The organism is Streptomyces sp. NPDC058665 (assembly GCF_042714995.1).
In the GTDB taxonomy this organism is placed as follows: Bacteria; Actinomycetota; Actinomycetes; order Streptomycetales; family Streptomycetaceae; genus Streptomyces.
Genome location: NZ_JBHXRX010000028.1, coordinates 77,640 through 99,566, shown reverse-complemented (window position 1 = coordinate 99,566; position 21,927 = coordinate 77,640). Strand labels below are relative to the sequence as shown.

General features: G+C 68.5%; 16 protein-coding genes. 8 read left to right on the top strand and 8 right to left on the bottom strand.

Features of this window, described 5'->3' with window-relative positions; genetic code table 11:
• Positions 1 to 40: 40 nt before the first annotated feature.
• The 5 genes from ACFWV8_RS20210 to ACFWV8_RS20190 form a co-directional block, all read right to left on the bottom strand.
• Positions 41 to 712 carry a FadR/GntR family transcriptional regulator gene (locus ACFWV8_RS20210; RefSeq protein ID WP_384203741.1) on the bottom strand — a complete coding sequence of 224 codons (672 nt, stop codon included), beginning with the start codon at positions 710 to 712 and terminating at the stop codon, positions 41 to 43.
• Positions 713 to 865: 153 nt separating this feature from the next.
• On the bottom strand, positions 866 to 2,479 hold the full coding sequence (locus tag ACFWV8_RS20205; RefSeq protein WP_384203738.1) for an FAD-dependent oxidoreductase: 1,614 nt from the start codon (positions 2,477 to 2,479) through the stop codon (positions 866 to 868).
• A 27-nt stretch (positions 2,480 to 2,506) separates the two neighbouring features.
• Positions 2,507 to 4,060 carry a glycerol kinase GlpK gene (gene glpK / locus ACFWV8_RS20200; RefSeq protein WP_384203736.1) on the bottom strand — a complete coding sequence of 518 codons (1,554 nt, stop codon included), beginning with the start codon at positions 4,058 to 4,060 and terminating at the stop codon, positions 2,507 to 2,509.
• Between the two features lie 45 nt (positions 4,061 to 4,105).
• A complete protein-coding gene (locus ACFWV8_RS20195; RefSeq protein WP_384203734.1) occupies positions 4,106 to 4,897 on the bottom strand; it encodes an MIP/aquaporin family protein in 792 nt (263 codons plus the stop codon).
• 226 nt (positions 4,898 to 5,123) lie between these two features.
• Complete coding sequence (locus ACFWV8_RS20190; protein WP_384203731.1) at positions 5,124 to 5,888, bottom strand: IclR family transcriptional regulator; 765 nt, start codon at positions 5,886 to 5,888, stop codon at positions 5,124 to 5,126.
• A gap of 239 nt (positions 5,889 to 6,127) precedes the next feature.
• Between ACFWV8_RS20190 and metH the strand changes: the two genes are divergently transcribed.
• The 3 genes from metH to ACFWV8_RS20175 all read left to right on the top strand — a co-directional run bounded on the left by metH (position 6,128) and on the right by ACFWV8_RS20175 (position 12,808).
• Entirely contained in the window at positions 6,128 to 9,637 is a 3,510-nt protein-coding gene (gene metH / locus ACFWV8_RS20185) for a methionine synthase (protein ID WP_384203727.1), read from the top strand.
• A 399-nt stretch (positions 9,638 to 10,036) separates the two neighbouring features.
• On the top strand, positions 10,037 to 10,738 hold the full coding sequence (locus ACFWV8_RS20180; RefSeq protein WP_384203725.1) for an HAD family hydrolase: 702 nt from the start codon (positions 10,037 to 10,039) through the stop codon (positions 10,736 to 10,738).
• 465 nt (positions 10,739 to 11,203) lie between these two features.
• The gene (locus tag ACFWV8_RS20175; RefSeq protein WP_384203722.1) at positions 11,204 to 12,808 is read left to right on the top strand and encodes an ABC transporter substrate-binding protein; all 1,605 of its coding nucleotides are present in this window, start codon (positions 11,204 to 11,206) and stop codon (positions 12,806 to 12,808) included.
• Positions 12,809 to 12,880: 72 nt separating this feature from the next.
• On the opposite strand, the gene ACFWV8_RS20170 is transcribed toward ACFWV8_RS20175, so the two are convergent.
• Together ACFWV8_RS20170 and ACFWV8_RS20165 are read right to left on the bottom strand one after the other, a co-directional pair.
• Entirely contained in the window at positions 12,881 to 13,552 is a 672-nt protein-coding gene (locus ACFWV8_RS20170) for a response regulator transcription factor (RefSeq protein WP_023542799.1), read from the bottom strand.
• A gap of 86 nt (positions 13,553 to 13,638) precedes the next feature.
• Entirely contained in the window at positions 13,639 to 14,487 is an 849-nt protein-coding gene (locus ACFWV8_RS20165) for a RecB family exonuclease (RefSeq protein WP_384203773.1), read from the bottom strand.
• A 123-nt stretch (positions 14,488 to 14,610) separates the two neighbouring features.
• Here ACFWV8_RS20165 and ACFWV8_RS20160 point away from each other — a divergent pair, with 123 nt between their 5' ends.
• The 3 genes from ACFWV8_RS20160 (at position 14,611) to ACFWV8_RS20150 (ending at position 17,640) form a co-directional block, all read left to right on the top strand.
• Positions 14,611 to 15,897 carry a site-2 protease family protein gene (locus ACFWV8_RS20160; RefSeq protein WP_384203719.1) on the top strand — a complete coding sequence of 429 codons (1,287 nt, stop codon included), beginning with the start codon at positions 14,611 to 14,613 and terminating at the stop codon, positions 15,895 to 15,897.
• A 53-nt stretch (positions 15,898 to 15,950) separates the two neighbouring features.
• A complete protein-coding gene (locus ACFWV8_RS20155) occupies positions 15,951 to 16,853 on the top strand; it encodes a tRNA (adenine-N1)-methyltransferase (protein WP_329389626.1) in 903 nt (300 codons plus the stop codon).
• Positions 16,854 to 17,046: 193 nt separating this feature from the next.
• Positions 17,047 to 17,640: a hypothetical protein gene (locus tag ACFWV8_RS20150; protein ID WP_384203716.1), complete on the top strand. Its 594-nt coding sequence runs from the start codon at positions 17,047 to 17,049 to the stop codon at positions 17,638 to 17,640.
• A 74-nt stretch (positions 17,641 to 17,714) separates the two neighbouring features.
• Here ACFWV8_RS20150 and ACFWV8_RS20145 read toward each other — a convergent pair whose 3' ends face one another.
• Positions 17,715 to 18,035, bottom strand: a complete 321-nt coding sequence (locus ACFWV8_RS20145; protein WP_329389630.1) for a ferredoxin — start codon at positions 18,033 to 18,035, stop codon at positions 17,715 to 17,717.
• 253 nt (positions 18,036 to 18,288) lie between these two features.
• On the opposite strand from ACFWV8_RS20145, the gene arc reads away from it, so the two are divergent.
• Positions 18,289 to 20,055, top strand: coding sequence for a proteasome ATPase (gene arc, locus ACFWV8_RS20140; RefSeq protein WP_329389632.1), 1,767 nt, complete (start codon positions 18,289 to 18,291; stop codon positions 20,053 to 20,055).
• A gap of 236 nt (positions 20,056 to 20,291) precedes the next feature.
• Entirely contained in the window at positions 20,292 to 21,803 is a 1,512-nt protein-coding gene (dop, locus tag ACFWV8_RS20135) for a depupylase/deamidase Dop (RefSeq protein WP_329389634.1), read from the top strand.
• Positions 21,804 to 21,927: the final 124 nt, after the last annotated feature.

Below are 21,927 nucleotides of genomic sequence, written 5' to 3'. Positions count from 1 at the left end.
TCTCCCGGGAGGCCCGTCGGCGTATGCCGCGCCGTCCCGCTCAGAGCGTCGAACGCAGCCACTGCTCCACACTCGCGACATGCACCGTCGCCCACGAGCGGGCCGCCTCCGCGTCCCGGTCGCGCAGCGCGGCCAGGATCGCCCGGTGCTCGTGCAGGGTGCGGCTGACCGCGTCCTCCTGGGTCAGCCCGCGCCAGACCCGGGCCCGTGTCGTCGGCCCCGAAAGACCGTCGAGCAGCGAGCAGAGAACCGAGTTGCCCGAGGCCTGCACGATCCCTCGGTGGAACTCCAGGTCGGATGCCACCAGCTCCTCCACCGAGGGCTCCGGCCCCAGCGCGTCCAACTGCTCGCTCAGCGCGTCCAGTTCGGAGTCCTTGATCCGGGAGGCGGCCATCGCCGTCGCGGCCGGCTCCAGGATCCGCCGTACCGCCAGGAACTCCAGCACCGTGTCGTCACGGTGGAAGTCGACGACGAAACTCAGCGCCTCCAGCAGGAGTTGCGGATCGAGGCTGGTGACGTACGTCCCGTCCCCCTGCCGTACGTCGAGAATGCGGATCAGCGACAGGGCGCGTACCGCCTCGCGCAGCGAGTTGCGCGACAGGCCCAGTTCGGCGGCGAGCTCGCTCTCCTTGGGAAGGCGGTCCCCCGGGCGCAGCGTGCCCGAGACGATCATTCCCTTGATCTTCTCGATGGCCTCGTCGGTGACAGCCATGGGCGACCTCCATACATCCGATGTATCGGCCTCCATTATGCGTCTCCGCGCGCGCCCGGCGCCCCCTTCCCCCGGAGTTCTCCGAGAACGACGGCGCCGGGGACGGTCCTGCCGGCCCCGGCGCTGTTTCGGAACTTGGTTCGAGGCGTGACCTCAGCCGGGCCGCTCGGCGAGCAACCGCTCGACCCTGGCCCGGATCTCGTCGGTGGCGAGCCCCCGGATCGTCAGCGTCGTACGGCGCCGCAGTACGTCGTCCGGGGTCTCGGCCCACTCGTGGTCGCGCGCGTACACGACCTGCGCCCAGATCTCCGGCGCGTCCGGGTGGATACGCTCGCCCAGCTCGGGGTGCTCGTACGCCAGGCGCGCGATGTCGAACGCCAACGACCCGTAGTGCCTGGCCAGATGGTGGGCGGTGTCGCGCGCCATCCCGTCGCCGTGCGAGCCGCCGTCGATCAGCAGCCGGTGCGTCACCGCCTGCGGGTTGGCGATGCCGGGCAGCGGCAGCATCTTCGGCAGCCGCGAGGTGGGTTCGATGTCGGAGCCGAGGGGACGGCCCGGCAGGGTCTCCAGCTTGTCCAGCACCGTACGGCCGATATGGCGGAACGTGGTCCACTTGCCGCCGGCCACCGACAGCATGCCGCCGCTGCCCTCGGTGACGACCGTCTCCCGTCTGGCGGTCGCGGTGTCACCGGGACCGCCGGGCAGTACCCGCAGGCCGGCGAACGAGTAGGTGATCAGCTCGCGCGAGAGCTGCTGGTCGCGGACGGACAGCGACGCCTCGTCCAGGATCTGGCGGATGTCCGCGTCTGTGACCGCCACATCCGCCGGGTCGCCCTCGTACGTCTCGTCCGTCGTGCCCAGCAGGAGCATGTCCTCCCAGGGGAGGGCGAAGGTGATGCGGAACTTGTCGATCGGTGTCGCGAGCGCCGCGTTCCACGGGGCGGTGCGCCGCAGCACGAGGTGTGCGCCCTTGGAGAGCCGGATGGAGGGCTCGGACCTCGGGTCCTCCAGCTTGCGTACCTGGTCGACCCAGGGGCCGGTGGCGTTCAGTACGAGCCGGGCGTCGACCCCGAACTCCGTACCGTCCAGGCCGTCCTTGAGGTCGGCGCCCGTCACCCGCCCGCCGGTGAACCGCAACCCGGTGACGTGGGCGTGGTTGAGGACTGCTGCGCCCGACTCGACGGCGGCGCGGACCGTCATGACGGCCATCCGCGCGTCGTTCATCTGGTCGTCGCCGTACACGGCCACGGCCCGCAGATTGTCCGTCCGCAGCTCGGGTACCGCGCGCCGCGCCTTCGCCGGGCTCAGCAGATGCCCCACGCCGTCGCCGAAGGCGGACAGCGCCGAGTACGCGAAGACACCGGCACCCAGCTTGGCCGCGCTGTGTGGCCCGTTCTTGTAGACGGGGAGATAGAAGGTGAGCGGGTTCGCCAGATGCGGCGCCACCCGGCGGGAGACCGCGCGGCGCTCGAAGTGGTTCTCGGCGACCAGCTTCACCTCACCGGTCTGCAGATAGCGCAGACCGCCGTGGAGCAGCTTGGAGGAGGCGGAGGAGGTGGCGCCCGCGAAGTCGCCACCGTCCACCAGGGCCACCCGCAGTCCCGACTGGGAGGCGTGCCAGGCGGTGGAGATGCCCAGGATGCCGCCGCCGATGACCAGCAGGTCGTAGGTGGCGCGGGACAGTTGCTCCCGGGTCTCGGCGCGGGTCGGCAGGGAGCCGCCGGCCGGATGCGTGCCCAGGGCGGGACCGCTGTGAAGGGTGGTCATGGTCTCTCCTCGATCGGACGGGACTGGTCAGCTGTCCTCGTCGTCGTCCAGCCAGGCCTTGGTGCGCTCGACGGCCTTGAGCCAGTTCTTGTATTCGCGCTCGCGCTTCGTCGCGTCCATGTCCGGTGTCCACTCCGCGGCCCGGCGCCAGTTGGCCCGCAGCGCGTCGGTGTTCGGCCAGAAGCCGACCGCGAGACCGGCGGCGTAGGCGGCGCCCAGGACGGTGGTCTCGGCGACCATCGGACGTACGACGGGCGCGTCGAGGACGTTGGCGAGCGTCTGCATCAGCAGGTTGTTGGCGGTCATACCGCCGTCGACCTTGAGTGACGTCAGCTCCACCTTGGAGTCCTTGGTCATGGCGTCGCTGATCTCACGGGTCTGCCAGGCCGTGGCCTCCAGCACCGCGCGGGCCAGGTGCGCCTTGGTGACATAGCTGGTGAGACCGGCGATCACACCGCGGGCCGAGGAGTCCCAGTGGGGCGCGAACAGCCCGGAGAAGGCGGGCACGAAGTACGCGCCGCCGTTGTCCTCCACGGAGGAGGCGAGCGTCTCGATCTCCGGCGCGGAGTTGATCAGGCCCAGCTGGTCACGCATCCACTGCACCAGCGCGCCGGTGACGGCGATGGAGCCCTCCAGGGCGTACACCGCCGGCTGGTCCCCGATGCGGTAACCGACCGTGGTGAGCAGCCCGTTGTAGGAGTTGATGGGCTTGTTGGCGGTGTTCATGAGCATGAACGTGCCGGTGCCGTACGTCGACTTGGCCTCGCCCTCGGCGAAGCAGGTCTGGCCGAACAGCGCCGCCTGCTGGTCACCGAGCGCCGAGGCGACCGGGACCCCGTTCAGCGGACCGCCCTTGGCCGTTCCGTACACCTCGGACGAGGAGCGGATCTTGGGGAGCATCGCCGTCGGGACACCGATCGAGTTGCAGATCTTCGGGTCCCACTCCAGGGTGTCGAGGCGCATCAGCATCGTCCGCGAGGCGTTGGTGACGTCGGTGACGTGCACACCGCCGTTGACGCCGCCGGTCAGATTCCAGATCACCCAGGAATCCATGGTGCCGAAGAGGATGTCGCCGCTCTCCGCGCGCTCGCGCAGGCCCTCGACGTTGTCCAGCAGCCAGCGGGCCTTCGGCCCGGCGAAGTAGGTCGCCAGCGGCAGTCCGGTGTCGCGGCGGAACCGGTCCTGGCCGACGTTGCGGCCCAGTTCCTTCACGAGCGCGCTCGTGCGGGTGTCCTGCCAGACGATGGCGTTGTGGACGGGCTCACCGGTGTTCTTGTCCCACAGCATCGTGGTCTCGCGCTGGTTGGTGATCCCGATCGCCAGGACGTCGGCCTTGGTGACCCCGGCCTTCTCGACGGCGTTCGCCAGGACCTCCTGGACGTTGACCCAGATCTCCTTGGCGTCGTGCTCGACCCAGCCCGGCTTCGGGAAGATCTGCTGGTGCTCCTTCTGGTCGACGGCGACGATGCGCGCGTCGACGTCGAAGATGATGCAGCGGCTGGACGTCGTGCCCTGGTCGATGGCCGCGATGAAGGGTCCCGCTCCGCGGGCGGAAGTCCCGGTGCTCTGTGCGTCACTCACGGTGTCTGCTCCTGCTCGGTTCGGAGGGCGGAGGGAAGGCGGGGCCTACTTGAGGGCCCAGTTGAAGAAGCCGGCCGCGGCGGCGCCGCCGAGCAGCGGGCCCACGACGGGGATCCAGGCGTACGTCCAGTCGGAGCCGCCCTTGTTGGGCAGCGGCAGCAGGGCGTGGACGATGCGGGGGCCGAGGTCACGCGCCGGGTTGATGGCGTACCCGGTGGGGCCACCGAGCGAGAGGCCGATGCCCACGACGACCAGTGCGACGATCAGCGCGCCCAGCGTGCCGAGGCCGTTGCCCTCGTTGTTCAGTCCCTGCGTGAGGATCGCGATCACCAGGACGAAGGTGGCGATGATCTCGGTGAGGAGGTTCTGCGCGGTGTGCCGGATCTCCGGGCCCGTCGAGAAGATACCGAGGACCGGACCGGCCTTCGGCGCGGTCTTCTGGTCGACCAGGCCCTCGACGCTCGGCTGTGCGGCGAGGATCTCCGGGTCGGTCAGGTGCGCCTTGAACTGGCCCATGTACGTCAGCCACACCAGGGTGGCGCCGATGAGGGCGCCGAGCAGCTGGCTCGCCATGTAGAGGGGGACGTCCCCCCACGGCGTCGTGCCGGCTATCGCGAGACCGAGGGTGACCGCGGGGTTCAGATGCGCGCCGGAGACGCCGGTGGCGAGATAGGCGCCGGTGAGAACGGCGAGACCCCAGCCGAAGCTGATGGCGACCCATCCGGCGCCGTGCGATTTCGAGCGCTTGAGGACGACGCCCGCCACCACACCGCCACCGAGAAGCAGCAGAAGCGCGGTACCGACCATCTCGCCGATGAAGATGTCGTAGTGAGACACCCGAGACTCCTTCGTCCAGGGAAGGCAGACCGGCGGCTCACACCGATGGTCCGCGCCCTCGGTTAAGGGCATTGCCGGCCCTTGGCGTTGTCGTGCACTCAGGATGATCTGCCGATCAATGTTCGACAATGCCGACCGCTGAACGGCAGTGTCATCCTGCGATGGATGCGTCGTCAAGGGCTCCGCAGTCGGAACCTTGTACTTCTCAGATCATCAGCCATCCGGTTCAGAACCGCCCGGCGCCGACATCCCTGGACACCGAACGGGCACATTCGCGCACCGCCGTGATCAGCTCCGGGCGGACTTCGCCGCCTTCGCACAGCCGTTCCACCGCGCCGGTGAGCGCGATGGCTCCGACCGGCATCCGGCGCCTGCCGTGAATCGGCGCGGCCACCGCGGCCACCCCTTCCCAGGTCTCCTCGACGTCCGTCGCCCACCCTCGCGACCTGGTGAGTTCGAGAATCGTCTCGAATTGCTCCAGATCGGTGACGGTGCGTGTGGTGAGCTCCTCGCGGGCGCCCCTGACGGCCTCACCGCGGGCCACCGGGTCGTACGCGGCGAGCACCTTCCCGAGAGCCGTGGAGTGCAGCGGCTGCATCGCGCCCACTTCGAGGACCTGCCGGCTGTCGTCGGGCCGGAAGACGTGATGCACGATCAGTACGCCCTCCAGGTGCAGCACCCCCAGATGCACGCTCTCGCCGCTGGACCGCGCCAGATCGTCCGTCCACACCAGGGCGCGGGACCGCAGCTCATGGACGTCCAGATAGCTGTTGCCGAGCCGCAGCAGCTCGGCGCCCAGCTGATAGCGGCCGGAGACCTCGTCCTGCTCCACGAAGCCCTCGGCCTGGAGCGTACGGAGAATGCCGTGCGCCGTACCCTTGGCCAGCCCGAGCGAGGAGGCGATGTCGGACAGGCCGAGCCTGCGCTCACCGCCGGCCAGGAGCCGCAGCACCGCCGCCGCGCGCTGCAGCGACTGAATACTCTTCGCCATCGGCCGGGCCTCCACTACACAGTCGTTCGGCAATGCTGAACATTATGGGCCCATGCCGACTCCCCTCGAAGGTCACCGGATTCCTTCCCCGGGCAGGGACATGACAGTCCGCCTCATGGCGACAGTCCGCCCCGTGGTACGGAAACGCCGTACGGAGCCGTGCACCGCTACCCTTGCCGGGTGCCCCTTCCACCGGAAGGCGCAAAGCCGACAGCCGTCGCATCCCCGGGAGTATGTTCATGGCCCCGTCCTCCAGCCTTTCCGCCGACAGCCGGACCCGAATCGAAGCGCTGCGCGAGGCGCTCGCCACCCGTGTGGTGGTGGCCGACGGCGCGATGGGCACGATGCTCCAGGCCCAGGACCCGACGATGGAGGACTTCCAGAACCTGGAAGGCTGCAACGAGATCCTCAATGTGACCCGCCCGGACATCGTGCGCTCGGTCCATGAGGAGTACTTCGCGGTCGGTGTCGACTGCGTGGAGACGAACACCTTCGGCTCGAACTTCGCCGCTCTGGCCGAATACGACATCCCCGAGCGCGTCTTCGAACTCTCCGAGGCCGGCGCCCGTATCGCCCGCGAGGCCGCCGACGAGTTCACCGTGTCGACGGGACAGCAGCGCTGGGTGCTGGGCTCGATGGGTCCCGGCACGAAGCTGCCGACGCTGGGGCACGTGGACTACCCGACGCTGCGCGACGCCTACCAGCGCAACGCCGAGGGCATGATCGCCGGTGGCGCCGACGCGCTGCTGGTCGAGACGACGCAGGACCTGCTCCAGACGAAGGCGGCCGTCCTCGGCGCCCGGCGCGCCCTCGACGCCACCGGCACGAATCTGCCGGTCATCTGCTCGGTGACCGTCGAGACCACGGGCACCATGCTCCTGGGGTCCGAGATCGGCGCCGCGCTGACGGCGCTGGAGCCGCTCGGTATCGACATGATCGGTCTGAACTGCGCCACCGGCCCCGCCGAGATGAGCGAACACCTGCGGTATCTGGCCCGCCACTCCCGTATCCCTCTCTCCTGCATGCCCAACGCCGGACTGCCCGTCCTCGGCAAGGACGGGGCGCACTACCCGCTGTCCGCCGGTGAACTCGCGGACGCGCAGGAGAACTTCGTACGCGACTACGGACTCTCGCTCGTCGGCGGCTGCTGCGGTACGACTCCGGAGCATCTGCGCCAGGTGGTGGAGCGGGTGCGCGGGGCCGGCATCACGGAGCGGGTGCCGCAGCCGGAGCCGGGGGTGGCCTCCCTCTACCAGAGCGTGCCGTTCCGGCAGGACACCTCGTATCTGGCGATCGGCGAGCGGACCAACGCCAACGGGTCGAAGAAGTTCCGTGAGGCGATGCTCGAAGGGCGCTGGGACGACTGCGTGGAGATGGCCCGCGGCCAGATCCGCGAGGGCGCGCACCTGCTCGACCTGTGTGTCGACTACGTCGGCCGGGACGGTGTCGCCGACATGGCCGAACTCGCCGGCCGGTTCGCGACCGCCTCCACGCTGCCGATCGTGCTGGACTCCACCGAACTGCCGGTCCTGCGCGCCGGGCTGGAGAAGCTCGGCGGACGAGCGGTCATCAACTCGGTCAACTACGAGGACGGCGACGGGCCCGAGTCCCGCTTCGTGAAGGTCACCGAACTGGCGGTGGAGCACGGGGCGGCGCTGATCGCGCTCACCATCGACGAGGAGGGCCAGGCCCGTACCCCCGAGCACAAGGTCGCGATCGCCGAGCGGCTGATCGCCGATCTGACCGGCAACTGGGGCGTCCACGAGTCGGACATCCTCATCGACACCCTGACGTTCACGATCTGTACCGGTCAGGAGGAGTCGCGCAAGGACGGCATCGCGACGATCGAGGCGATCCGGGAGCTGAAGAGGCGCCACCCCGAGGTGCAGACCACACTCGGTCTGTCCAACATCTCCTTCGGCCTCAACCCGGCCGCCCGCATCGTCCTCAACTCGGTGTTCCTGGACGAGTGCGTGAAGGCCGGCCTGGACTCGGCCATCGTGCACGCCTCGAAGATCCTGCCGATCGCCCGGCTGGAGGAGGAGCAGGTCAAGGTCGCGCTCGACCTGATCTACGACCGCCGCGAGGAGGGCTACGACCCGCTCCAGCGGCTGATGGAGTTGTTCGAGGGCGTCAACACCAAGTCGATGAAGGACGGCCGCGCCGAGGAACTGCTGGCGCTGCCCCTGAACGAGCGCCTGGAGCGGCGCATCATCGACGGCGAGAAGAACGGCCTGGAGGACGACCTCACCGAGGCCCTGCGGGCGCGTCCCGCGCTGGAGATCGTCAACGACACCCTGCTGAACGGCATGAAGGTCGTCGGCGAGCTGTTCGGCTCCGGCCAGATGCAGCTGCCGTTCGTGCTCCAGTCCGCCGAGGTGATGAAGACGGCGGTGGCGTTCCTGGAGCCGCACATGGAGAAGACCGACGACGACGGCAAGGGCACGATCGTGCTGGCCACGGTGCGCGGCGACGTGCACGACATCGGCAAGAACCTCGTCGACATCATCCTCTCCAACAACGGCTACACCGTGGTCAATCTCGGTATCAAGCAGCCCGTCTCCGCGATCCTCGAAGCCGCCGAGGAGCACCGGGCGGACGTGATCGGGATGTCCGGGCTGCTGGTGAAGTCCACGGTGATCATGAAGGAGAACCTCCAGGAGCTGAACCAGCGCAAGATGGCGGCCGACTTCCCCGTCATCCTCGGCGGCGCCGCCCTGACCCGCGCCTACGTCGAGCAGGACCTGCACGAGATCTACGAGGGTGAGGTCCGCTACGCCCGTGACGCGTTCGAGGGCCTGCGGCTGATGGACGCGCTCATCGGCATCAAGCGCGGCGTCCCCGGAGCCGTACTGCCCGACCTCAAGCAGCGCCGCGTCAGGCCCGCCGCCACGGCCGTGGTGGAGGAGCGCCCGGAGGAGGGCGCGGTCCGCTCGGACGTGTCGGTGACCAACTCCGTTCCGGAGCCGCCGTTCTGGGGCAGCCGCGTCATCAAGGGCATCCAGCTCAAGGAGTACGCGTCCTGGCTGGACGAGGGCGCGCTGTTCAAGGGGCAGTGGGGGCTCAAGGAGTCCCGCAAGGGCGGACCCAGTTACGAGGAACTGGTGGAGACCGAGGGCCGGCCGCGGCTGCGGGGCTGGCTGGAGAAGCTCCACACGGACAACCTGCTCGAAGCGGCCGTCGTCTACGGCTACTTCCCCTGCGTCTCCAAGGGCGACGACCTCATCCTGCTCGGCGAGGACGGCTCGGAGCGCACCCGCTTCACCTTCCCGCGGCAGCGGCGCGGGCGGCGGCTCTGCCTTGCCGACTTCTTCCGCCCCGAGGAGTCCGGCGAGAGGGATGTGGTCGGACTCCAGGTCGTCACGGTCGGCTCGAAGATCGGCGGCGCGACGGCGGAGCTGTTCGAGAAGAACGCCTACCGGGACTATCTCGAACTCCACGGGCTCTCCGTCCAGCTCGCCGAGGCCCTCGCCGAGTACTGGCACGCCCGCGTCCGCTCCGAGCTGGGCTTCGCGGGCGAGGACCCGTCCGAGGTCGAGGACATGTTCGCCCTGAAGTACCGGGGCGCCCGCTTCTCGCTCGGCTACGGCGCCTGCCCCAACCTGGAGGACCGCGCCAAGATCGCCGGCCTTCTGGAGCCCGGCCGGATCGGCGTGGAGCTCTCCGAGGAGTTCCAGCTCCACCCCGAGCAGTCCACGGACGCCATCGTCATCCACCACCCCGAGGCGAAGTACTTCAACGCGCGCTAGGGCGTGTTTTAGAAGTAGCGTCGTCCGCCCATTGGGCGGGGCCCACGGCGTCTGGTGCGTGCGATCGCAAGGCGGAGGATCAACCCCGTAGATGGACCGGACGTACTTGGATGACTCCGACAACGCGGCGAGCGCGCGTGCCAGGCGTCGTGGGCCAGACGGGACTTCTAAAACACGCCCTAGGGGTGCTCGCCGGGCTCGCGGTCCCTGATCCGGTCTGATCGGTAAGACACCCCCTAGGCCGGCCGGGGCACCGCACGGCGCGGCAAGCCGCTGACCGCGCACTTCGCGCGGCCGAGCCGTACACTGGTCGGCCCAGTGCAGGCCGGTTGCCGGACCCGACGGGAATCCCGTCAGGAAAGGCGACCGGCCTTCTCGTCCCTCTCGGAGGTGTGCCGGATGACCAGTACGGTTCCCGCGTCCATGACCCGCACGGCCGAAGGATCCGCCCTTCAGGCCGTTCTGCTCGACATGGACGGCACCCTGGTCGACACCGAGGGCTTCTGGTGGGACACGGAGGTCGCGGTCTTCAAGGACCTCGGCCACCCCCTGGACGACGCCTGGCGGGACGTGGTCGTCGGCGGCCCGATGACCAGGAGCGCCGGCTATCTCATCGAGGCCACCGGCGCCGACATCACCCTCGCCGAGCTGACCGTGCTGCTCAACGAGCGCTTCGAGGAGCGCATCGGCGCCGACGTGCCGCTGATGCCCGGCGCCGCCAAGCTCCTCGCCGAGCTGGCCCACCACGGCGTGCCCACAGCCCTGGTCTCCGCGTCCCACCGGCGCATCATCGACCGGGTGCTGGAGTCCGTGGGACGCCACCACTTCTCCCTCACCGTGGCCGGTGACGAGGTGCTGAACACCAAGCCGCACCCCGACCCGTATCTGCTCGCGGCGCGCGGGCTGAGCGCCGCCCCCGCGAGATGCGCCGTCATCGAGGACACGGCGACCGGTGTGGCATCGGCCGAGGCGGCGGGCTGCCGCGTGGTCGCGGTGCCCTCGGTCGCGCCCATCGCTGCCGCCGCGGGGCGGGTGATCGTGGAGTCCCTCGAAGAGGTCGATCTGGTATTCCTGCGTGGTCTGATTACGCACCAACACTGATACGCGTACAGAGCGTGGCCCCTGAAACTATCGACAATAGGTGGCTTTCTATACACGCTCAGGGACTCCTTGTTGATCATTGCGCGAATGATCATGAAGACCCTCAATTGAGCGCGAGTGATGTTGGTCACTCCCCGCCCTGTCGTCATCGGTGACCATGCCCGTTCGAGGGCTCCGGGCGGACCGTTAACCCTGCCGTTACGGGCAGCCATGTGTCCGGTTTTATGGCTTGATGTGCGAATGATTCTGGCGCCCTGATACCGCTTCACAGCAATCCCTGATCACTTTGCGATGAGGCCCGAAGCGGGCCCGGTTCAGGACGTCCGCACCCGCCGACTAATCTCGTCGCGAGAACTTTCGCCACACGTTCGCCGCCTCAAAGGTGTGATCCGACGGTCAATCACGTCGCGGAATTCTCAGCCACCGGTGGATCGCATGGTGTTCGGATGAGGGAGTACGTCCAGGATGAAGCGCAAGAGTCTCGTGCTGCCGGTTGTGGCCGGTCTGCTCGCCCCGGTGCTCGTCGCCTGCGGCGGCTCGGACAGCTCGTCGGACGACGGTGAGGCCATAGTCGTGGGCACCACCGACCAGTTCACCGCCACCAAGGAGTCCCCGGCGCCCCTGGACCCGGCGTTCGCGTACGACGCGGGCTCCTGGAACATCCTGCGCCAGACCCTCCAGACGCTGATGCACGTCCCGCGCGGCGGCGGTGCCCCCGTTCCCGAGGCCGCGTCGAACTGCCGCTTCTCCGACAACCAGAACGAGAGCTACCGCTGCGAGCTGCGCGACGGGCTCAAGTTCGCCGACGGCACCGAGGTCACATCGGAGGACGTGAAGTTCTCCATCGACCGTGTCATCGACATCAACTCCGAGGCCGGCGCGGTGGGCCTGCTCGCGAACATCGACACGATCGAGACGCCCAGCGACTCCGAGGTCATCTTCCACCTCAAGACCCCTGACGCCACGTTCCCGTACAAGCTCTCGACGCCCGTCGCCGGCATCGTCTCCCCGGAGTCGTACGAAGGCAAGAAGCTCCGTGACGGCTTCGACCTGAGCGGCTCGGGCCCGTACAAGTTCAACGCCGAGGTGAAGGACGACAAGATCGTCAAGGCGGTCTTCACCAAGAACGGCTCGTACAAGGGCGACCTCAAGCTTCGCAACAGCAAGGTCGAACTGCGCTCGTACCCCGACGCCGCCGCCATGGGAAAGGCCCTCGACTCCGGTGAGATCGACGTGATGGCCCGCACCATGGCCCCCGACCAGATCGAGCAGATGCTCACGAAGCCCAAGGACAGCGTCGCGCTCACCGAGATGCCGGGTCTGGAGATCCGCTACCTCGCCTTCGACACCGACGAGCCGGTGGGGAAGGAGAAGGCCGTACGCCAGGCCGTCGCCTCCCTCGTGGACCGCGGCCAGATCGCCTCCGAGGTGTACGGCTCCACGGCCGAGCCGCTCTACTCGCTCATCCCGGCGACCGTCACGTCGCACACCAACTCGTTCTTCAACAAGTACGGAGAGCCGAACCGGGCCGAGGCCGAGAAGCTCCTCGAAGACGCCGGTGTGCAGACGCCGGTGAAGTTCACCATGCACTACACCACCGACCACTACGGCGAGGCCACCGCCAAGGAGTTCGAGATGCTCAAGGAGCAGCTCAACTCCAGCGGCCTCTTCCAGGTCGACACCAAGGGCGCCGAGTGGGCCAAGTTCCGGCCCGCCCAGACGCGCGGTGAGTACACCGTCTACGGCATGGGCTGGTTCCCCGACTTCCCCGACCCGGACAACTACATCGCGCCCTTCCTCGACACGGACAACTTCCTCAACGCGCCCTACGCGAACCAGAAGGTGATCAGGGAACTGATCCCGCAGTCGCGCAGCGAGGCCGAGCGCAGCGCCGCCGCCAAGGCCTTCTCGGAGATGCAGGACATCGTCGCCGAGGACGTGCCGGTACTGCCGCTCTGGCAGGGCAAGCAGTACGTCGCCGCCGCCGACGACATCTCCGGCGTCGAGTGGGCCCTCAACCCCTCCGGCGAACTGCTGCTCTGGGAGCTGGGCACCGGCAGCGCGGTCTGACCGGCCCGACAGTCGTCATACGGAGAGGTCCCCGGCATCACGTCGATGCCGGGGACCTCTCCGTACGACCGGCTACTGGGCGCCCGGACGGACCAGACCGCTCTCGTACGCGTACACGGCCGCCTGCACCCGGTCACGCAGGCTCAGCTTCGTGAGCACATGACCCACATGCGTCTTGACCGTCGTCTCACTCACGAAGAGGTCCGCCGCGATCTCCGCGTTGGACAGCCCCCGCGCCACCAGCTTGAGAACCTCCACCTCACGCTCGGTCAGCGTGTGCAGGGTGTCCGGCACCTGCTCGTCGCCGGACGGCAGATGGTCCGCGTACTTGTCGAGCAGCCTGCGGGTGATGCTCGGCGCCAGCATCGCCTCACCGGCGGCCACCACCCGGATCGCCTGCACCAGCTCGTTGGCGGGCGCGTCCTTGAGCAGAAACCCGCTCGCCCCGGCGCGCAACGCCTCCACCACGTACTCGTCCAGATCGAACGTGGTCAGCACCAGCACCTTCGCCGGACCGTCCTTGCCGGGACCGGTGATCTGACGGGTCGCCTCGACACCGTCCATCCGGGGCATCCGGATGTCCATCAGTACGACATCGGGCTGGAGCGCCCGGACCTGGTCGATCGCCTGGAGGCCGTCCCCGGCCTCGCCGACGACGGCGATGTCCTGCTCGGCCTCCAGGATCATCCGGAAGCCGGTGCGCAGCAGTGGCTGGTCGTCGACCAGTAGGACGCGGATGGCCACGGGATCTCCTTCGGTGGGACTGATCCCGGTCCATTCTGCCCTGAGCGCCCGGCCGTGACCCCGGCGGGCACACACCGCTCTTCCCGCTACGCCCCCTGAGCCGGCCCGGCGGAAGCCACCGGCCCGGCAGCGCCGGCCACCTCCGGAACGGCAAGCGGCTCGGCGCCCCGCCGCGACGGCACCGTCAGCGGATACACCGGCGGAGTGCCCCCGAACTCCGGACACACCGCCTGGTGGTCGCACCAGCCGCACAGCTTCGTCGGCCGCGGCCGCCAGTCGCCCGTCTCCGTCGCCTGCCTGATCGCGTCCCAGAGCGCCAGAAGCTTGCGCTCCACGCGCTCCAGATCGGCCTCGACCGGGTCGTACGTCAGCACGTCGCCACTGCCCAGATAGACCAGCTGGAGCCGGCGCGGCACCACCCGCTTGAGCCGCCAGATCACCAGCGCGTAGAACTTCATCTGGAACAGCGCGCCCTCCGAATACTCCGGACGCGGCGCCTTCCCCGTCTTGTAGTCCACGATCCGCACCTCACCCGACGGCGCCACATCCACCCGGTCGATCACCCCGCGCAGCCGCAGCCCCGACTCCAGCTCCGTCTCCACGAACAGCTCACGCTCCGCCGGCTCCAGCCGCGTCGGATCCTCCAGCGAGAACCACCGCTCCACCAGCCGCTCGGCCTCCGAGAGCCAGCCCGCCAGCCGCTCCCCGCCCTCGTCCCCCGCGAACAGCTCGCCCAGCTCCGGTCTCGACTCCAGCAGCCGGTCCCACTGCCCGGGAACCATCGACCTGGCCCGCGGCGCCGTACGCTCGACAGCGGGGTCGTCGAACAGCCTCTCCAGCACCGCGTGCACCAGCGTCCCCCGGGTGGCCGCCTCGCTCGGCTTCTCCGGCAGCTTGTCGATCACCCGGAACCGGTACAGCAGAGGGCACTGCATGAAGTCGCTCGCACGCGACGGCGACAGCGAAGTGGGCTGCTGACTCGTACTCATGACGCAGACCCTACGGCCCGCCACTGACAGCGAGCGGAATACCATCGACGTAAGACCCTCGCGAACAGCATGATCGAGCGAGCGACGGTGCCGCAACGAAGGGATGACGTGAACAAGGACGACGAGAGCGGCGAGAGCAGGAGGCCGCGGTCCGGTCCTGAGGACGCGCCCCCCGGCGGCAAGCGCAAGCGGCCCGAAGACCCCGGCGGCGGGATCCTGATGGGCCGTCCCTTCGGCGTGCCCGTCTACGTCGCCCCCAGCTGGTTCCTGGTCGCCGCCCTGATCACCTGGGTCTTCGGCGGCCAGCTCGACCGGGTGCTGCCCGAACTCGGCGGTGTCCGCTACCTCGTCGCGCTCTTCTTCGCCGTCGCCTTCTACGCCTCCGTACTGGTCCACGAACTGGCCCACACCGTCGTCGCGCTGCGCTACAAACTCCCCGTCCGCCGAATCCAGCTCCAGTTCTTCGGCGGAGTCTCCGAGATCGAGAAGGAGTCGGAGACCCCGGGCCGCGAATTCATGCTGGCCTTCGTCGGCCCCCTGCTCTCTCTCGTCCTCGCGGGCTTCTTCTACCTCACGATGCTCGCCGTCGAGCCCGGCACCGTGCCCGGCGTCCTCCTCGCCGGCCTGATGATCTCCAACCTCATCGTCGCCGCCTTCAACCTGCTCCCCGGCCTGCCCCTCGACGGCGGCCGGATGCTGCGCGCCGTCGTCTGGAAGATCACCGGCAAGCCCATGACCGGCACCGTCGCCGCCGCCTGGGTCGGCAGGGCACTCGCCGTCGCCGTCCTCATCGGCCTGCCCCTGCTCACCCACACCGGCGCACTCGGCAACTCCACCAAGGACATCGGCGGCGTGGAGACCGTCACCGACGCGCTCCTCGCCGCCATCCTCGCCGCGATCATCTGGACCGGCGCCGGCAACAGCCTGCGCATGGCCCGCCTGCGCGAACACCTGCCCGACCTGCGCGCCCGCGCCCTCACCCGGCGCGCCGTCCCCGTCGAATCGGCCACCCCGCTCTCCGAAGCGCTGCGCCGCGCCAACGAGGCCGGAGCCCGCGCGCTCGTCGTCGTCGACGGCCAGGGCGAACCGACCGCGCTGGTCCGCGAGGCAGCCATCGTCGGCGTCCCCACCCACCGCCGCCCCTGGGTCGCCGTGAGCGGCCTCGCCCAGGACCTCACCGACGGGATGAAGGTCCCCGCCGAACTCGCCGGAGAAGCGCTCCTCGACCGCCTCAGGGCCAGCCCCGCCACCGAGTACCTGGTGGTCGAGGAGACCGGCGAGATCTACGGAGTCCTGTCCACGGCCGACGTGGAACGCGCCTTCGTCGCCGCCATGGCCAGGCCCGACAGCAAGTGAGGGCCGCTCAAGCCAGGTGAGGAAGGCCCAAATGGAGCAGGTAGTCTGACCGCATGTCCGAACCGACCGGTGCCGCCCGTCGTCGCGGCCCCTTCAAGGTCGGGGACCAGGTCCAGCTCACCGACCCCAAGGGACGCCACCACACCTTCACGCTCGAAGCGGGGAAGAACTTCCACACCCACAAGGGTTCCTTCCCCCACGACGAGCTGATCGGTGCTCCCGAGGGCAGTGTTGTCCGCACCACGGGAAACGTCGCCTACCTCGCGCTGCGCCCCCTGCTCCCCGACTACGTCCTGTCCATGCCCCGCGGCGCCGCCGTGGTCTACCCCAAGGACGCGGGCCAGATCCTGGCCTTCGCCGACATCTTCCCCGGCGCCCGCATCGTCGAGGCGGGAGTGGGATCGGGCTCGCTCAGCAGCTTCCTGCTGCGCGCCATCGGCGACCAGGGCATGCTGCACTCCTACGAGCGCCGCGAGGACTTCGCCGACATCGCCCGGCAGAACGTGGAGCGCTACTTCGGCGGCCCTCACCCCGCCTGGCAGCTCACCGTCGGCGACCTCCAGGACAACCTCTCCGACACCGAGGTGGACAGGGTCATCCTCGACATGCTCGCGCCCTGGGAATGCGTCGAGCCCGTGTCGAAGGCGCTCGTACCCGGCGGCATCCTCTGCGCGTACGTCGCCACCACCACCCAGCTCGCCCGCACCGTCGAGACCATCCGAGAGCACGGCTCGTTCAACGAACCGGCCGCCTGGGAGTCGATGGTCCGCAACTGGCACGTCGAGGGACTCGCCGTACGCCCGGACCACCGCATGATCGGCCACACCGGCTTCCTGATCACCGCCCGCCGTCTCGCCGACGGCGTGGAGCCGCCCCTGCGCCGCCGCCGCCCCTCCAAGGGCGCCTACGGCGAGGACTACGACGGCCCGGGAAGCGGCAGCGGCTCCCGAGGCTGAGCCCGCTGAGGCCACTGAGCCCGCGTCACCGCTCACAACACGACACCACCGCCGCCGAGTTCACGTCCACCCGACGCGAACTCGGCGGCGCAGTCTTTACGTTGGCCTTACGGACCCCGCTGTTCCACCGCACTGTGACGTGTGGCACCATTCACGCCACCCCCACCGGCACCGCCTTCACAGGAGTCACCGCGTGCAGATCTCCGACGTCCCGGACCTCGCGCACACCCAGCCGCGTCCGGTGCACTGGCTCGCCACGGCCACCGCGATGGCCGCCGTGGTGGCCTTCGCCGGTCTGCTCCAGCCCGACGCCGCCACGGCCGACCAGCCCGGCTCCGAACCCACCGCCCACACCGCGCCGAACACGGCACCGCTGCCCGCGCCCGACACCGCCGCCGTGGACTTCCCACTGGAGTGCGGTGGCGCGAAAGCGCTGGTCACGAAGGAAGCCACCGGAGACCTCGACGGCGACGGCAGCCCCGAGACCGTGGCCGCCGCCCGCTGCGACGCGGGATCCGGCACCCCGCCGAGCGGTCTGTACGTCCTCACCGCCACGAAGGACGGCGGCGCCCCTCGTATCGTCGCCACGCTCGTGGACCCGGCCGACCGGCAGAGCGTGGCCGACCTGGAGACGAGCGACGGCGTCGTCCGGGCCCGGCTGCTCGGCTACTCGGGCCCCGACGTACCCGGCTGCTGCCCCGACGAGGAGACCACCCCCACCTGGGAATGGAAGAACGGCGCCTTCGTACGGAGCGAAGGCGCACAGAACCAATCGCGCAGCGTCTGATCCGGTCACCCCAGGTGATCTCACCATTGCCGCGCCGACGGCGTAACCTCTAACTCAGGAGCCTGCGGGGAGGCTCATTCCGCGTCGGGGCCGTACACCTCGACACTGTCCGAAACGCGCCGTACATGAATGCAGTCACCCGGGCATTCCTTCGCCGAGTCGACGACATCCCTGAGGATGGGCAGCGGCACCCGCGTGGTGGCGCCGGGTGACTGGAGAAGTTCGTCGTCGGCGCTCTTCACATAAGCGAGGCCGTCGATGTCGAGCTCGAAGACATCAGGGGCGTACTGGGCACAGATCCCGTCACCCGTGCAGAGGTCCTGGTCGATCCAGACTTCGAGCGGCTCGGAGCCCTCGGTGACGGCATCTGTCGGAACCTGCTGCTGCACGGTCATATCTCCTGCCGTTTCCTGCTTGGGGTGAGGCAATCTCGGGCAAGTCGCGCCAGCCCGGACGGGTGTTGAACACTTCGACGATACAACCGGCCGCTTTCCGATGTTGAACGGTGGGTATTCCCCTGGCGTGAGGGAGAGCGCAAGGGTGAAGATCGGACACGCCCCGACAGTCTTTGTGATCTAGGGGTTTTAATCACCACCTACCCAGGTAGGGTCAGGAAGCGTCCAGCTCCCCTTGGAGGAGGTGAGGACCGTGGCAGCCCACGACGACGACATCAACCGCGGCATCCGGCCCGGACGAGGGTCTGAAGACCCGGCCGGCCAGGTTGCCTATCTCGAGCAGGAAATCGCCGTCCTGCGACGTAAGCTCGCCGACTCTCCGCGTCATACGAGGATTCTCGAAGAGCGGATCGTCGAACTGCAGACGAACCTGGCAGGTGTGTCCGCGCAGAATGAGCGGCTCGCCAATACGCTGCGTGAGGCCCGCGACCAGATCGTGGCCCTCAAGGAAGAGGTCGACCGGCTCGCGCAGCCGCCGGCCGGCTTCGGTGTCTTTCTGCATGCGAACGAGGACAGCACGGCCGACATCTTCACCGGGGGCCGCAAGCTCCGGGTGAACGTCAGCCCCGGCGTCGAGCTCGAAGAGCTCCGGCGCGGCCAGGAAGTCATGCTCAACGAGGCCCTCAACGTGGTCGAGGCCATGGAGTTCGAGCGGGCCGGGGACATCGTCACCCTCAAGGAGATCCTTGAGGACGGCGAACGCGCCCTGGTCGTGGGACACACCGACGAGGAACGGGTGGTACGGCTCGCCGAGCCGCTGCTCGACATCAACATCCGCGCCGGCGACGCCCTCCTGCTCGAACCGCGCTCCGGCTATGTCTACGAAGTCGTTCCCAAGAGCGAGGTCGAAGAGCTCGTCCTCGAAGAGGTCCCCGACGTCGACTACAGCAAGATCGGCGGTCTCGGCGGCCAGATCGAGATGATCCGCGACGCGGTCGAGCTCCCGTACCTCTACCCGGACCTCTTCAAGGAGCACGAACTGCGCCCGCCGAAGGGCATCCTGCTCTACGGTCCGCCCGGCTGCGGCAAGACACTCATCGCCAAGGCCGTCGCCAACTCCCTTGCCAAAAAGGTCGCCGAGGTGAGCGGCCGGCCCGCGGGGAAGAGCTACTTCCTCAACATCAAGGGCCCCGAACTCCTCAACAAGTACGTCGGCGAGACCGAGCGGCACATCCGCCTGGTCTTCCAGCGCGCCCGTGAGAAGGCCAGCGAGGGCACACCTGTCATCGTCTTCTTCGACGAGATGGAGTCCCTCTTCCGCACCCGCGGATCCGGCGTCAGCTCGGACGTGGAGAACACCATCGTCCCGCAGCTCCTCGCCGAGATCGACGGTGTGGAAGGCCTGGAGAACGTCATCGTCATCGGCGCCTCCAACCGCGAGGACATGATCGACCCCGCGATCCTGCGGCCCGGCCGGCTCGACGTGAAGATCAAGATCGAGCGTCCGGACGCGGAGGCGGCCAAGGACATCTTCGCGAAGTACCTCCGCTCCTCGCTGCCCCTGCACGAGGACGACCTGTCCGAACACAAGGGCTCGCCGGAGTCCACGGTGGAGGGCATGATCCAGTCCGTCGTCGAGCGGATGTACACCGAATCCGAGGAGAACCGCTTCCTCGAGGTCACGTACGCCAACGGCGACAAGGAAGTCCTGTACTTCAAGGACTTCAACTCCGGCGCGATGATCCAGAACATCGTCGACCGGGCCAAGAAGATGGCGATCAAGGACTTCCTCGACGAGAACCAGCGAGGACTCCGCGTCGCCCATCTGCTGCAGGCCTGCGTCGACGAGTTCAAGGAGAACGAGGACCTGCCCAACACCACCAACCCCGACGACTGGGCCCGTATCTCCGGCAAGAAGGGCGAGCGGATCGTATTCATCCGCACCCTCGTCACCGGAAAGCAGGGCGCGGACACCGGACGGTCCATCGACACGGTGGCCAACACCGGGCAGTACCTGTAAGGCACAGACCGGCTGCGGATGTCCGGACGGGCATCCGCAGCCGGTTGCTTTCCCCGTACCTTTCACCACACCAGGGCAATGACGGAAACGATCTCCCCACCAGTGCAAAGGCGTTCTAGGCTCTTCGGTACCGCCGCGTCGCGCAGTGCGGGGCCAGGCACCGCACACGCACCGGAGAGACAGCGGTACTTGAGCGCCGTTCCCGAACGGGAGCGCCGCCGGGCAAGGAGGGCCGCATGACCGTACGGCGAGTAATGGGCATCGAGACGGAGTACGGCATCTCCGTCCCCGGCCAACCGAACGCCAATGCCATGCTCACCTCGTCCCAGATCGTCAATGCCTACGCGGCGGCGATGCACAGGGCGCGCCGCGCCCGCTGGGACTTCGAGGAGGAGAACCCGCTGCGGGACGCACGAGGCTTCGACCTCGCCCGCGAGGCCGCCGAGTCCAGCCAGCTCACCGACGAGGACATCGGGCTGGCCAACGTGATCCTCACCAACGGCGCGCGGCTGTACGTCGATCACGCACACCCGGAGTACAGCTCACCGGAGATCACCAACCCCCGCGACGCCGTCCTGTGGGACAAGGCAGGCGAGCGCATCATGGCCGAGGCCGCCGAACGCGCCGGCCAGCTCCCCGGCGCCCAGCCGATCCTGCTGTACAAGAACAACACCGACAACAAGGGCGCCTCGTACGGCACGCACGAGAACTACCTGATGAAGCGGGAGACCCCGTTCTCGGACATCGTGCGCCACCTCACGCCGTTCTTCGTCTCACGGCAGGTCGTCACGGGCGCCGGCCGCGTGGGCATCGGCCAGGACGGCCACGAGCACGGCTTCCAGATCAGCCAGCGCGCGGACTACTTCGAGGTCGAGGTCGGACTGGAGACCACCCTCAAACGGCCCATCATCAACACCAGGGACGAGCCGCACTCGGACGCCGAGAAGTACCGCAGACTCCATGTGATCATCGGCGACGCGAACCTCTCGGAGATCTCCACCTATCTCAAGCTCGGGACGACATCCCTGGTCCTGTCCATGATCGAGGACGGGTTCATCAATGTCGACCTGGCCGTGGACCAGCCGGTACGCACACTCCACCAGGTCTCGCACGACCCGTCCCTGGGACAACTGGTCACGCTCCGTAGCGGGCGGACACTCACCGCCGTACAGCTCCAGATGGAGTACTTCGAGCTGGCGCGCAAATACGTCGAGGAACGCTACGGCGCCGACGCCGACGAGCAGACCAGGGACGTGCTCGGCCGGTGGGAGGACACGCTCAACCGGCTGGAGAGCGACCCGATGAGCCTGTCGGGCGAGCTGGACTGGGTCACGAAGAAAGAGATCCTGGAGGGCTACCGCCGCAGGGACGGCCTGGAATGGGACGCGGCGCGGCTGCATCTGGTGGATCTCCAGTACTCGGACGTACGCCCCGAGAAGGGCCTCTACAACCGTCTGGTGGCCCGCGGGAAGATGGACCGGCTCCTGGACGAACCGGACGTGGAGCGGGCCGAGACAAAGCCTCCAGAGGACACCCGGGCCTATTTCCGGGGCCGCTGTCTGGAGCAGTACGCGGACGACGTGGCGGCGGCCTCCTGGGACTCGGTCATCTTCGACCTCCCGGGCCGGGACTCGCTCCAGCGGGTACCGACCCTGGAGCCGCTGCGGGGCACCCGTAACCACGTGAAAGAGCTCCTGGACCGGTGCCGTACGGCCGAAGACCTCGTCCGCGTGCTCTCGGGCGGCTGAAATGGTCCAGGTCCGGGAATCATGAAGGTGGCCCCCGGACGTTGTACGAACTGCGGGGCCGATGTCGGACCCTGCTTGTAGGGTCGGATCTTGAAGGTCACATCGAGCGGGGCAACCGAGCGGG